At 50.2% G+C, this 14,371-nt stretch carries 10 protein-coding genes; 6 read left to right on the forward strand and 4 right to left on the reverse strand.

The window, feature by feature from the left end; all coding sequences use genetic code 11:
* Positions 1-18: 18 nt before the first annotated feature.
* Positions 19-444 carry a hypothetical protein gene (locus tag BLU47_RS04670; RefSeq protein WP_091959121.1) on the reverse strand — a complete coding sequence of 142 codons (426 nt, stop codon included), beginning with the start codon at positions 442-444 and terminating at the stop codon, positions 19-21.
* A 136-nt stretch (positions 445-580) separates the two neighbouring features.
* On the opposite strand from BLU47_RS04670, the gene BLU47_RS04675 reads away from it, so the two are divergent.
* Together BLU47_RS04675 and glgP are read left to right on the forward strand one after the other, a co-directional pair.
* Positions 581-2,254, forward strand: a complete 1,674-nt coding sequence (locus tag BLU47_RS04675) for a glycogen/starch synthase (protein ID WP_091959124.1) — start codon at positions 581-583, stop codon at positions 2,252-2,254.
* A 34-nt stretch (positions 2,255-2,288) separates the two neighbouring features.
* Positions 2,289-4,865, forward strand: a complete 2,577-nt coding sequence (gene glgP / locus BLU47_RS04680; protein WP_091959126.1) for an alpha-glucan family phosphorylase — start codon at positions 2,289-2,291, stop codon at positions 4,863-4,865.
* Positions 4,866-4,945: 80 nt separating this feature from the next.
* On the opposite strand, the gene BLU47_RS04685 is transcribed toward glgP, so the two are convergent.
* From BLU47_RS04685 to BLU47_RS04695, 3 genes are all read right to left on the reverse strand, one after another.
* Positions 4,946-5,404 (reverse strand): cupin domain-containing protein, encoded by a 459-nt coding sequence (locus BLU47_RS04685; RefSeq protein ID WP_091959129.1) that lies wholly within the window; start codon positions 5,402-5,404, stop codon positions 4,946-4,948.
* A gap of 164 nt (positions 5,405-5,568) precedes the next feature.
* Entirely contained in the window at positions 5,569-7,566 is a 1,998-nt protein-coding gene (locus BLU47_RS04690; RefSeq protein WP_091959132.1) for a carbohydrate-binding domain-containing protein, read from the reverse strand.
* Positions 7,563-7,949: a hypothetical protein gene (locus BLU47_RS04695; protein ID WP_143025466.1), complete on the reverse strand. Its 387-nt coding sequence runs from the start codon at positions 7,947-7,949 to the stop codon at positions 7,563-7,565. Before BLU47_RS04695 ends, BLU47_RS04690 begins: the two co-directional genes overlap by 4 nt.
* A 250-nt stretch (positions 7,950-8,199) precedes the next feature.
* Here BLU47_RS04695 and cobJ point away from each other — a divergent pair, with 250 nt between their 5' ends.
* Genes cobJ through cbiD form a run of 4 tightly spaced genes read left to right on the forward strand, consistent with a single transcriptional unit; the run spans position 8,200 to position 14,360 of the window.
* On the forward strand, positions 8,200-9,600 hold the full coding sequence (gene cobJ, locus BLU47_RS04700) for a precorrin-3B C(17)-methyltransferase (RefSeq protein ID WP_091959137.1): 1,401 nt from the start codon (positions 8,200-8,202) through the stop codon (positions 9,598-9,600).
* Between the two features lie 13 nt (positions 9,601-9,613).
* Positions 9,614-10,852, forward strand: a complete 1,239-nt coding sequence (cbiE, locus tag BLU47_RS04705) for a precorrin-6y C5,15-methyltransferase (decarboxylating) subunit CbiE (protein ID WP_091959140.1) — start codon at positions 9,614-9,616, stop codon at positions 10,850-10,852.
* A complete protein-coding gene (gene cobM, locus BLU47_RS04710; RefSeq protein WP_091959143.1) occupies positions 10,807-12,660 on the forward strand; it encodes a precorrin-4 C(11)-methyltransferase in 1,854 nt (617 codons plus the stop codon). Before cbiE ends, cobM begins: the two co-directional genes overlap by 46 nt.
* Positions 12,657-14,360, forward strand: a complete 1,704-nt coding sequence (gene cbiD, locus BLU47_RS04715) for a cobalt-precorrin-5B (C(1))-methyltransferase CbiD (RefSeq protein WP_091959145.1) — start codon at positions 12,657-12,659, stop codon at positions 14,358-14,360. Before cobM ends, cbiD begins: the two co-directional genes overlap by 4 nt.
* Positions 14,361-14,371 lie beyond the last annotated feature (11 nt).

Consider the following 14,371-nt stretch of genomic DNA (forward strand, 5'->3'; position numbering starts at 1 on the left):
CATAAAGAACCCCAAGATTTATCTCTTGGGGTCTTTTTTTAGTCTTAGCGTCTTAGGCAACTTTTGCCATTTTCCTTTGTTGGGAACCTTGATCGTGCTGCCGGCGCCTTGCTTTAACTCGTATGTCGAGTCGTTCAGCCAGGTGAGGGTAGCGGTGAGGTCCTCGCTTCCGAAGTCGTTGATGAGCTGCATCTCGGCATGTTGCTCGTCTTTCACTTCACAAGCCGTGATGACCCAGCAGAACGAGTTGTGTAACTTGCCCAGGTATCCCGGCAACTTGCCATACAGGTCCTGTCCGGGTACGCTGATGTCCTGATCGTAGAAGTTGATGCGCAAATACACGTTATATTCATTATTATAAAGGTACGCGCGAAAGTTCTTTTGTGCCTGTATGCCTGTCGTCAGCATGACCAGACAGGCTACGAGTATGATTTTCTTTGCCATAGTCGTCCTGTTTTTGTCGTCAAAGGTAATCAATCTAAGTCAATAAAATATCGTTTACGTAGAAAAATATAATGAAACGATGCAAGATTTTATTTTTTTTAATTATCTTTGCAGCCGTATACATGTATAAATGATAATGGGAAAGACAAAAATTACGCCTGATTACATCTTTGAGTCCAGTTGGGAGGTATGTAACAAGGTAGGTGGCATCTACACTGTTCTCTCATCGCGCGCAAAGACCCTTCAGGATGAAATGAAAGACAGGATAATCTTTATTGGTCCTGATTTTTGGAAGGAGAGTGAAAGTCCCTATTTTAAGGAAGATATGGCGCTTTTTGCCGAATGGCAATGGGTTGCCAAGGAGCAAGGCCTCAAGGTGAGGGTAGGTCGTTGGACCGTTCCTGGCGAGCCGATTGCTATCCTAGTAGACTTTCAACCCTATTTCGAGCAAAAGAACGAAATCTATGGATGGCTTTGGGAGAACTACCAGGTTGACTCACTCCACGCCTATGGTGACTACGACGAGGCTTCTATGTTCTCGTATGCTGCAGCCCTGGTTGTTGAGAGCTTCTACAACTGGTTGGCTAACCCGTCGTTGAAAGTTATCTATCACGCCAACGAGTGGATGTGTGGTCTGGGTGCCCTTTACATCAATGCCCATCTGCCTCAGATTGGTACGGTGTTCACCACTCATGCCACCAGTATCGGTCGTTCTATTGCTGGTAATCAGAAGCCCCTCTACGACTATCTCTTCGCTTATAATGGCGACCAGATGGCCGGTGAACTGAACATGCAGTCGAAGCACTCTATTGAGAAGCAGACCGCACTGCATGTAGACTGCTTTACGACGGTTAGCGACATCACAGCCAATGAGTGTAAGGAACTGCTCGATAAGCCTGTTGATGTAGTATTACCCAACGGCTTCGATAATAGTTTCGTGCCCAAGGGTGCCGTGTTTAACAGTAAGCGCAGGGCCGCCCGTAAGCGTTTGCTCGACGTAGCCAATGCCCTGTTGGGTGAGCAACTGGACGACGACACACTGATTGTTTCTACCAGCGGCCGCTATGAGTTCCGCAACAAAGGTATCGACGTCTTCGTGGAAGCCATGAACCGTCTGTTGCGCGACCGCGACCTGAAGAAGAAGGTGTTAGCCTTCATCGAGGTACCCGGTTGGGTAGGAGAGCCTCGCAAGGACTTGCAGGAGCGTTTGCAGAAGGGTGGTCAATTCGATACACCCCTTGAAGTCCCCCAGGTCACCCACTGGCTTCATAACATGAGTCACGACAACGTGCTCAGCATGATGAAATACTACGACATGCACAACCGCAAGGACGACCATGTAAAGGTCATCTTCCTGCCTTGCTATCTCGACGGCAAGGACGGCATTGTCAACATGTCGTACTATGATGTCGTACTGGGTAACGACCTTTGTGTTTATCCATCTTATTATGAGCCCTGGGGATACACGCCGCTGGAGGCAATAGCCTTTAAAGTGCCTTGTATCACCACCGACCTGGCTGGTTTCGGCCTTTGGGCTAACACTGAGTTTGGCGGTCGCTATGGCGAGATTATGGATGGTGTTAAGGTCATCCATCGCACCGACTATAACTATTCCGAGGTGGCTGATGCCATCAAGGATACGGTGGCCGATTTCTCTGCGATGTCTCAGAAGGAAATAGATGCTTGCCGTAAAGCCGCAGACACCTTGTCCAAGAAAGCCCTGTGGAGTCAGTTTATCAAGTACTACCACGAGGCCTATGACATAGCGTTGCGCAAAGCAGAGGAAAGAATGGCTCATCAATCCAATTGACAAATAAATTGTAAATAGTAAATATCATTACATTATGAAAATTAAAGCTGATTATGCAAATGCTCCCCAGTGGAAAGAACTGGTTGTAAAGTCAAGTCTTCCCGAGGAATTGCAGTGTTTGGATGAGATTGCCCACAACATGTGGTGGGTGTGGAACTACGAGGCACGCGACCTGTATCGCGACCTTGACCCTGAACTGTATCACGAGGTAAAGCACAATCCTGTGATGTTGCTCGAGCGTCTGACCTTCGCCCGTAAGGAAGCCATTGTCAAGGATAAGGCCCTCATGAAGCGCATCAAGGCCGTCTATGCTCAGTTCCGTGAGTATATGGATGTTAAGCCCGATAGCAAGCGTCCCTCAGTAGCCTATTTCTGCATGGAGTATGGTATCCATTCTGCTTTGAAGATATATTCTGGCGGTCTGGGAATGCTCGCCGGTGACTATGTGAAGGAAGCATCCGACTCCAATGTCGACATGTGCGCCGTAGGTTTCCTCTATCGCTTTGGTTACTTCACCCAGAGCCTGTCCATCGACGGACAGCAGATTGCCAACTACGAGTCGCAGAACTTCGCCTCGCTGCCCATCGAGCGTCAGCTCGACAAGGACGGTAACCCTCTGGTTATCGATGTTCCCTACACCAACTATCAGGTTCACGCCTATGTATGGCGCGTCAACGTCGGTCGTGTGAAACTCTACCTGCTCGATACCGACAACGAGATGAACTCCGACTTCGACAAGCCCATCACCCACTCACTCTACGGTGGCGACTGGGAGAATCGTCTGAAGCAGGAGATTCTGCTGGGTATTGGTGGTATGCTGCTGCTTAAGAAGCTCGGCATCAAGAAGGATATCTACCACTGCAACGAAGGTCATGCAGCACTCTGCAACCTGCAGCGCCTCTGCGACTACATCGAGGAGGACGGTCTGAACTTCAATCAGGCACTCGAACTGGTTCGCGCCAGCGGTCTGTATACCGTTCACACCCCCGTTCCTGCTGGTCACGACTACTTCGACGAAGGCCTGTTCGGCAAGTACATGGGCGCCTATCCCCAGAAGCTCGGCATCTCTTGGGACGAGTTCATCGGCATGGGTCGTACCAATCCTGAAAACCACGACGAGAAGTTCTGTATGTCTACCTTCGCCTGCAACACCTGTCAGGAGGTTAATGGTGTGTCTATGCTCCATGGCTGGGTAAGCCAGAAGATGTTCGCTCCTATCTGGCAGGGGTACTATCCTGAGGAGAACCACGTGGGCTATGTCACCAATGGCGTTCACTTCCCCACATGGTGTGCTACCGAGTGGCGTCGCGTCTATGCTAAGTACTTCGATGCCAAGCACATGAGCGACCAGTCTAACGAGGAAATCTGGCACGGCATCTACGACTGTCCCGATGAAGAGGTATGGGCTACCCGCAAGGCATTGAAGGCAAAGCTCTTCGACTATATCGCCGTTCAGTTCAAAGAGACCTGGCTGAAGAATCAGGGTGATCCCGCGCGCGTTGTGAAACTTGTTGAACGCTTCAACCCCAACGCACTCGTTATCGGCTTCTGTCGTCGTTTTGCTACCTACAAGCGTGCCCACCTACTGTTCACCGATTTGGAGCGTCTCTCACGTATCGTCAACGATCCTGAGCGCCCCGTAGTCTTCCTCTTCGCTGGTAAGGCTCACCCCGCCGATGGTGCTGGTCAGGGACTTATCAAGAAGATCTTCGACATTAGCCAGATGCCTGAGTTCCAGGGTAAGATTATCTTCCTTGAGGACTACGACTTCCTATTGGCTCGTCGTCTTGTTTCTGGTGTTGATATCTGGATGAACACGCCGACACGTCCGCTCGAGGCTTCCGGAACATCAGGCGAGAAGGCTGAGATGAACGGTGTTGTCAACCTCTCCGTCAAGGACGGTTGGTGGCTTGAGGGCTATCGCGAGGGTGCGGGATGGGCACTTACCGAGAAACGCACCTATCAGAACCAGGGCTATCAGGACCAGCTCGACGCAGCTACCATCTATAGCCTGCTTGAGAACGAGATAGTACCCCTCTACTATGCCAAGGACAAGAAGACGGGCATCTCTAAGGGATGGATCAAGGTCGTTAAGAACTCTATCGCCCAGATTGCACCTCACTACACCATGAAGCGTCAGCTTGACGATTACTATAGTAAGTTCTACGAGAAGCAGGCTAAGCGCTTCAAGGAGATTTCTAAGGACAATTTCCGTCTGGCCAAGGATATCGCCCAGTGGAAGGAAACCGTTGCTGAGCGTTGGGATGCCATCAACGTTGTTTCTTGCGAGTGGGACTATCCTTCAACTGGCATCAGCACATCTGAGAAGTATACGCTGAAGTATGTTATCAACGAGCAAGGTCTCGACGATGCAGTAGCACTTGAGAAGGTCAACGTCTTCATCAACAAGGACGGCGAGGAGCGCATTTTCTCTGTTGAACCGCTGAAAATGGTTGGTCACGAAGGCAACAACTACACCTTTGAGGCTACATTGGCTCCTCAGCAGGCTGGTAGCTACAAGTCTGCCATTCGTATGTATCCTAAGAATAAGAACCTGCCTCATCGTCAGGATTTCTGCTACGTGAAGTGGCTCGAACTGCCTCAGCTCTAAGCATTGTGTAAACAACAAATGATAGAAAGGGCTCCCAGTCTCCAATTTGACTGAGAGCCCTTTTTTATTACCGTGTCTGCTTATTCCAGAGGAATCTCTGGATGTTGGACGGCCAGCGGGAGGTCTTTCTGCGATAGATAGAACATATAGAGGATGACGGGTTTCGTGCCTCTGTTCTCGCCGTGGTGGATGGTATTTACCATTTCTACAACAGCCTCGCCTTCATGCACGGTCTTCTCCTTTCCGTCTTGTCCGATGATGGTCAGCTCACCCTGTACCAAGATACCGTAGTTCATCACAGGATGGTGGTGCCATCCCAGTTTCTTTCCTGCAGGGAACACATACTTTACTGCCACCAGTTCCGGACGTCCCTGCAGGTAGTCAGGCAGTTCTACACCGTCCCAGCTCTGATTGGTACGAATCAGCTCCGTCGACACCACCTGGTCTGCCGGGTTATCGTTCTGTGCATTTGCATTGTTGCAAGCTACTAAGCCGCAAACAAGAGTGGCGGCAATCACCCATACTTTCATTTCTTTCATATTCGTTTCTTTTTAGTTTTTATACGATGCGGCAAAGGTACGATTAAGTGAGCAGAAAACCAAAAAGATTTTGAGTTTTCTCGAACGGAAGTACCTTCGACACGAAGTGGCAGAGTACGAATTACTGAGAAGAAAGCCAAAAGAATTTTGAATTATCCGTATTTTTAAGGGCGTCCGCCACCACTTGATGATGTATAGTTGCTCAGCGATACATTGGTGCCGCTGGTGACGGTGCCGTTGATGTTCACCATGCCGTTGAGTATGGACGATCCATTGCTGACGGTGATACCCGACTTCAGCGTAGGTGTTGACGAGGTGAAGACGATGAGCTTCAGTGAACTGCTGCCGCCACCCCACGGACCGCCGCCACCTCCACTCGTACTCGATACTGCAGGCGTCTTGAAGACACCAGCCAGGTTGTTATCGTTATACAAGGCATACCAGCTGTCTCTGGTCCATGAAGATGTGTACTTACAGGTGCCGTTTGATATTTGTGCACCTCCCTCCAGATCACCAATGGCTATCAGTGTGCCGCCGCTGACGTAAAGCTTCTTGCCTTGTTCGGTATTAGCATCTAGCGACTTCTCTGGATTTCCTGTTCCTACGGCATAGACGAAGCCTCCCTTGACATAGAAATTGCCGTTAGCATCCATTGCGTCGTTGCCCGATGAAATAACGTATAGGTATCCCCCACTGACCGTTAGGTCGCCTGAACCGTTGGTCGTGGTATTGTACGAGGCATTGATGCCGTCGTCAGATGAGCTGACGTAGGTCTGTCCGCCGTTGAAAGTGATGCTGGTCTTCGATTCGATACCTTCGCCGCCAGCACCCGAAGTGGTGACGTTGATGATGCCGTCGTTGATTTGAATGGCGCCGTCAACTTTGATACCCTTAGGCGAAGACTTGTAGTCGCTATCGTAGCGGTCTAACTGTTGTGAATTGGTGATGATCGTCAGCGTACCATTAGATGATGCACCTACGGCATTGCCAGAGGTCTTGATGGTTGTTGTACCACCATTTACTGTGAAGTTGCCGTCGGCATTAATGCCCTTGCCGCCAGCACCTGTGCTGGTTAGTGTAAGTGTGCCCCCACTGATGGTCACATTGCCGTCGGCACCTAAGCAGGCTGCAGCTTTGGTCTTGCTTTTGTCGCTGTCCCATGTGCCGCCTCCGCTGGTGGTGATCGTGATGGCTCCGTCGCTGATTCTCATGTCACCCTCTGACTTGATGCCTTTGGCAGCATCGGCAGTGACGGCAATGTTGATGGTACCACCCTCCAGATAGATATTGCCTGTGTCTTCATCTTCATGACCGTCCAACTCGCCCGTAGAGGAGTCACCGTCCAAATCGCACTGAATACCGTCGTCTCCCGTACCACTGATGTTCAGTTCACCACTCTCCATCAGGAAATACTCGTTGCACGACACTCCGTCCTTGGTAGCTGCCAGGATGTTTACCGTACAGTTTTTCAGTTCCGTATAGTCACCGCTCTTGATGCCATGTGCCGCACTGCCGTAGGCATAGATATTCAGCACGCCCTTGCCCTTCAGTTCCAGATGGCCTTTGCAGTAGAGACAGGCTTTGGCGGAACTTTCCGTACCGTCTTTCAGCGTATTAGTGCTGCCCTTCTTCACGCTGAAGTCAACACGTTTGCCGTTGGTGATGTTGATGGGTGCACCATTGGGATTGGTCAACTCCAGCCCGTTGACGGCAACCGTACACTTTGCACTGCCGTCCAGCGTCAACGAACCGTCTGTGCTAGCTCCGCTGAGGTTGTATGTTATCTCTGAAAACGTGCCGTCGTTAATGAGGTCGTTGGTAATATCAGCACTCTGAGTAATACTGACGTGGGCACCACTGACCGATACCGTCACGTATTGGGCAATGTTACCAGCCACGTAGACAAGTGCGGCGTTGCCGTCATACACCACGTTTACCTCGTTATCCTCGACCTGAGTCTCGTCAGTCCACATCTTCGTAATGTCACTTACATTGTAGTTCTTACCTAAGATGGACATCACACTACCACCTATAAAAGTCATCTCACCTGTCTGAGAGGCAGGGTATTGGTCGGTCACGCTGCCAACGCTGACGTTCATGGTCTGTGCCTTTGCCATCATCCCGATTAACATGAAGACGATAATATAGAGATTCTTTTTCATTTTACAAACACTTTAATGGTTCTACCGCTGGTTTTGATAATGTACGTGCCTTTAGGCAGTTGTGAGTCGAGTGGCATCATGCGGCCTTGCAAGTCGTAGATGGCTTTAATGTCGTCCTCACTAAATGTCGACAAGGTGCTGATACCGGTCGTGCTGCTTTCCGAGAAACGCATCTTCTGTAGCGTAATAAGAGGGATTGTAGCCAGCGTCTCGTTGGCTGTTGTGGCTACGAGGTTGCCGTCAGTGAACGTGATGTTGAGGCCTGTTGCGACGATGGCTTGTTCGCTACCATCGTTCAATGTAAACACTAGATAGTTGAAATCGGCTGCCCTTGCTCCCATAAAAAGGGTACATAGCATGGTAAGGACCATTATTCTTTTCATGTTTCTGTTTGTTTTATATATCGTAATAAACTTTTTGTTGGTGCAAAGATATATGGAAAGGAGTAGTTTGCAAAAACTATTCAGCGAACAGCCTCATTTCTTCAGCGAAATCTTACGTCGTTGAGTAATTCTCTTTGTCAACAAGTTGGTGAATTCCTTTGCTTTGTCCAAGGGAACTCCTACATCTGGGCAAAAAAGAAACAAGTTTCTTTTGTTTTGCTCTTGACTTTTCGTAACTTTGCACACAGATATGGGAAAGATTATCGTAGCGGGCATAGGTCCTGGCAGTAAGGATGATATCACGCCAGCTGTGCTGAAGGCAGTGGGAGAGGCGGATGTTGTTGTTGGATATAAGTATTATTTCCAGTTTGTTGAACCATTCGTCAAAGACAGGTGTGAGTGCATCGACACGGGTATGAAGCATGAGCGCGAGCGTGCTGAACAAGCCTTCCAACTGGCAGAGCAAGGCAAGACCGTGGTGGTTATCTCCTCTGGCGATGCTGGCATCTATGGCATGACACCACTCATTTATGAGATGCAACGTGAGAGGAATAGCAATGTCGTCGTGGAATCCCTGCCAGGCATCTCGGCATTCCAAAAAGCAGCATCCCTGCTTGGGGCTCCAGTGGGCCATGACTTCTGTGTTATCTCCTTGAGCGACTTGATGACGCCATGGGAGATGATAGAGCTGCGCATCAAGGCGGCTGCGGTGGGTGACTTCGTCACAGCAGTCTATAATCCTAAGTCGGATGGAAGATATTGGCAACTTTATCGTCTGCATGAAATCTTCTTGCAAGAACGTGCCGCCAACACTCCCGTAGGCTATGTGCGGCAAGCAGGGCGTGCTGAACAGGAGGTGACGTTGACCACACTCGGCGAATTTGATCCAGAAGCCGTCGACATGTTCACGGTGGTACTCATCGGCAACTCGCAGTCCTATCTATGGAACGACAAGATGATCACACCACGAGGCTACTACCGCGAGGCACATGAAGGCGATGAGAAGAAGGGTCAGCTGATAATGATGGAGTCGTTCCGCACCATTGAAGGCGAATTGAAGCACAAGGACTATCCCCTTGACCACAAATGGGCCTTGCTCCATGCAATTCACACCACTGCCGACTTTGATATGGAGGACCTTCTTCATACTGACGACGGGGCTGTTGTCACATTATTTAATAAGGTGAAGAATGGTGAGCTGCCCTACATCATTACCGACGTCACCATGGTGACCAGCGGCATCCGCAAAGGTGCATTGCAGCGTCTGGGGGTTGAGGTCAAATGCTATCTAAGCGATCCACGTGTAGCAACGATGGCAAGCGAGAAGGGCATCACACGGACTCAGGCCGGCATTCGCCTCGCCGTTGAGGAACATCCCGATGCTCTCTTCGCCTTCGGCAATGCACCCACCGCTCTGATGGAACTCTGTGACCTAATACGCAAAGGCAAGGCACACCCAGCAGGCATCATTGCTGCCCCTGTGGGATTCGTGCATGTGAAAGAGTCGAAGCACATGGTGAAACCTTTCAAGGACATCCCCAAAATTATTGTCGAGGGACGCAAGGGGGGCTCCAACCTAGCTGCGACACTATGCAACGCCATCCTCACTTTCGATGATGCGGCGCAATTGAAACCAGGTAGGGATTTGTAAAGGAGTTAAAGCAGTGAAATTCTACGTTATTGGCATTAGTGATAACCCTCTGCCTTTTTTCCCTCCCGAAGTCTTGGAGGTGATAAGGAACGGGAATGTGTTCTCTGGAGGCAAGCGCCACCACGAGATAGTGAAGTCTTTGCTTCCTAAGGATGCAGAGTGGATTGACATCACTGTGCCTCTCGATGCTGTCTTTGAGCAGTACCACAACGAGGTAGTGGTCTTTGCCAGCGGCGACCCGCTGTTCTTCGGCTTTGCCAATACCATACGGCGGAAGATGCCTGATGCAGAAATCGTGATTTATCCGACGTTCAATTCTTTGCAGTTGCTGGCCAACCGGTTGGTGATGCCCTATCACGATATGCGAGTCGTTTCTCTAACAGGCCGACCTTGGCCTGAGTTTGACAGGGCACTCATTGAGCGAGTAGGGAAGATAGGCGTACTAACAGACAAGGAACACACCCCTGCTTCCATTGCCCAAAGGATGATAGATTATGGCTACACCAACTATCAGATGCATGTGGGTGAGCATCTGGGAAACCCTGAACTCGAAAAGGTCACCACACTGTCGCTTGAAAAGGCATCCCAACGTGACTACACGATGCCGAATTGTGTCATTCTTGACTTTGTCAGACATCAGACACTAGCCATCGCTACAAAGCCTTTCGGAATTCCCGACTCCGAGTTCACCCATTTAGACGGTCGTGAGAAGATGATCACCAAGATGCCGATTCGCCTGTTGACATTACAGGCACTTGTCCTACCTGAAAAGAAAGTTTTTTGGGACATCGGTTCCTGTACGGGCAGCATTTCGATAGAGGCGCGCTTACAGTTCCCGCATCTTCATATCGATGCTTTCGAGATCCGTCCTGAATGTGAGGCTATTATTAACGAGAATGCCCGGCGCTTTGGTGCACCAGGCATCACCGTACACATGGGTGACTTCCTCAAAACGGACATCGCTTCATTACCTCGTCCTGATGCCGTCTTTATCGGTGGACATGGTGGAAAACTGAAGGAAATCATGAAGAAAGTGTTGGCTGTAATGGCTGATGGCGGAGTTATTGTCTTCAATAGTGTTGTTGCGCCAAAAGTACAGACAGACAGCCAGAAACTGTGGGATGAAGCCTGTGAGGAACTTGGCCTGAAACAGGACGCTCCTATTCATATTCAATTAAATGATAATCACCCAATAACGATATTGAAATGCAGAAGAATGCGATTAAGCGAGAGCAGAGTCATGATAACTTGAACTCTGCAGAGCGTGAGCTATCTCGACCAAAGGTCAAGATAGCCATCATACAAATTAGCAAGGAAGGCAGACATGTTGCCTATTTCATCCAGCAAGAATTGGGAGCCCAACTCATCGAGCGTACAGCAGTAGGAGCTCATTGGCAAGACTTTGATGCCTTTGTGTTTATTGGTGCTATGGGTATCTGTGTGCGCACTATTGCCCCCTATGTTGAAGACAAACACACCGACCCTGCCGTTGTCTGTGTAGATTCTTTTGGCAACCATGTTATTTCTGTCCTCTCTGGTCACGTAGGAGGGGCTAATGAGTTAACCAAACAGATTGCCGGCGCTTTAGGCGTTGATCCTGTCATCACTACTCAGAGCGACAATGCTGGACTGTGGGCACTTGATACGATCTATGAAAACTATGATTGGCACATGAGTTATGTGGGAAACCTCAATAACGCGGTAGGGAAGTTTGTAAATAGGGAGCCTGTGGCTCTTCTTCTTGATATTCGTGATGAGGGCACAGATTATCTTGAACGCACTTGTCCCCAACATGTGACCATAGTTCATTCTGTTGATGAAATTATGGAGGGAAACTATACTTTAGCCATTATAGTGTCTCCTTTCATCTATTCCAATTTACCGTCTGATTTATTAGTTGTTCAATATACCCCACAAGTGTTGGATTTGGGTATCGGACTGGCCCATCAGGCACCTGTAGATACTTATGAGGATATCCAACTGTTGCTTGGTGAACACCATATTTGTCTGTGGTCTGAATGCATCCGCAAGATCTGTACTATAGATATCAAGGCAGAGGAACCAGTTATCCAAAAGTTCCAAGCAGAACGATATGGACTTGAACTCAAACTTTATACTGCCGATGAACTGGCTAAGGTAGATGTTCCCACTCCCAGCGAGACGGTAGAAAAGCACGTCGGGACTCCCAGTGTCTGCGAGGCAGCAGCCCTGTTGGCTTCCAATTATGGAAAACTGTTGTTGCCGAAAGTGAAGGGAAAGAACTTTACGATTGCCGTAGCCATCGATCATAAGTATCTGCGTGAGGGCCATATCGAGATTGTCGGTGCTGGTCCTGGCGATCCAGACTTGGTGAGTGTCCGTGGCCGCAAGATGCTGGAGCGGGCAGACCTGATTCTCTATGCTGGCTCACTCGTTCCCAAAGCATTGACGGAATGCCACAAGCCTGGCGCCGTCGTCCGAAGTTCTGCCGATATGAATCTCGAAGAGCAATGCGCGCTGATGAAGCAGTTCTATGACCGAGGTAAGTATATTGTCCGTCTGCACACAGGCGACCCCTGCATTTTCGGCGCCATTCAGGAGCAGATGGCCTTCTTTGACCGTGAGGGAATGTCGTATCACATCACGCCCGGCATCTCCTCCTTCCTCGCCGCTGCTGCTGAGTTGCACAGCCAATTTACCATACCTGAGCGATGCCAGACCATTATCCTCACTCGGGGTGAAGGGCGCACGCCTATGCCGGAAAAGGAACAACTGCACAAACTGGCCCGTAGCCAGTCGACGATGTGCATCTTTCTCTCGGCATCTATTGTTGACGATGTGCAACGTGAACTCTTGCAAGAATATCCTGAGGATACCCCTGTTGCTGCCTGCTACCATCTGACGTGGCCCGACCAGCGCATCTATCGCGGCGTGCTACGCGATCTGGCGAAGATAGTCCATGAAAACCATCTCACCCTCACTACAATGCTCGTCGTCGGTGAGGCCATCGACAACCGCCGTGGCCTGTCTGCCCTCTACGACAAGCACTTTACCCACCTCTTCAGACAAGGAGACGCATGATACTGGTATTTGGAGGAACGACGGAAGGACGACAAGCGGCGCAGGTGCTTGAAGAGGCAGGCAATGTCTATTATTATAGCACGAAAAGAGGGGAGCAGCAACTGACGCTTCATCACGGCATGCATGTTGACGGGGCGATGGATGAGGAGACGATGACGGCCTTCGTCAACGAGCACGGCATCCGCCTCATTGTCGATGCCGCACACCCCTTTGCCAGCCAACTACACCAGACGATTGCCTCAGTTGCCTCCAAACTAACGATTCCCGTCATTCGCTACGAGCGAATCTATCCTCCACGTGACCCAGACATCACATGGATAGATGAATACGGACAGGTTCCCACGGACATACATACGCTATTGGCCACTACGGGTGTGCAGAGCATCAGCCGTCTGAAGTGGCTGGAGGCGAAAGGAGTGAAGGTCATCTATCGCATTCTGAACCGCGAGAGCAGTATTTTGCTGGCACATCAGCAAGGAATCAGCGACGAACAGCTATGCTACTATCCAGAGACACCCGAAGCTGATGCCATGCTGATGAAAGAGAGCGGGCTTTCGGGCGGATTTGCAGAGAAAGTGGAGGAAGCGCGCCAACATGGCATGAAAATCATCGTGATCAAGCGCCCGCTGCTACATTTTAAGCATTGCGTCAACGGGCCTCACGGTCTGCGCCGTGACGTAGAGAGACTTCTGCCGGAGTTCTTCCCCCTGCACAGCGGACTGACCACCGGCACCTGTGCCACGGCGGCGGCCATTGCGGCAACGACAAGACTGACGACAGGAGAAATGCCCAGCGAAGTACACGTGGTCCTGCCCGACGGGGAGACAATCAGTGTGGCTGTGGGTTATGCCGACGATTACGCCTATTGTATCAAGGAGGCCGGCGATGATCCCGATGTGACTGATGGCATTGAAGTGAGGGCGAAGGTGGAAAAAGCGTCTCAATTTGAGATATGTGGCGGTGTGGGAGTGGGGCGTTTCACCCTTCCAGGTTTTGACTACCCCGTCGGCGAGCCTGCCATCAACAAGGCTCCACGACAAATGATGAGGGAGAACATTACAGAAGATGTGCGCGTCACTATCAGCGTTCCCCAAGGTGAGACGATAGCCCGTAAGACTTTCAATCCGCGTCTTGGCATCCGTGGCGGCATCAGCATCATTGGTGTTTCTGGCGTCGTGAAGCCCTTCAGTGAAGAAGCGTTCATTGAGAGTATCCGCAAGTGCATGGAGGTAGCTAAAGCCAGCGGTACTGACCGCGTCGTCATCAACAGCGGAGCCAAGAGCGAACGCTTCGTCAAGGCGATGTATGCTAAACTGCCCCAACAGGCGTTTGTGCAGTATGGCAACTATATTGGTGAGACGCTAACGATGGCCAACCATCTCGGTATCAAGCATGTGACGCTGGGTGTGATGCTCGGTAAGGCGGTGAAGTTGGCGGCTGGCCATTTGGACACGCATAGCAGGAAGACAGTAATGGACATGGCGTTTGTTCAACAAATGTTGAACGAATCGGGCATCAGCATCAACATCAGCGACATGACGCAGGCGCGAGAACTATGGGAGCGTATTGCCGAGGAAGGAAAAACAGTTTTTGCCCGTACCGTCATTAGGCATTGCTATGAACATTGTGCCCCGCTGCTGCCTAATGGAGAACTATTGATTCTATTGATTGACGATAAAGGAAAGATATATGAAGGATAAGAACCTGTTTG

This window comes from Prevotella sp. tc2-28, from assembly GCF_900107705.1.
GTDB lineage: Bacteria > Bacteroidota > Bacteroidia > Bacteroidales > Bacteroidaceae > Prevotella.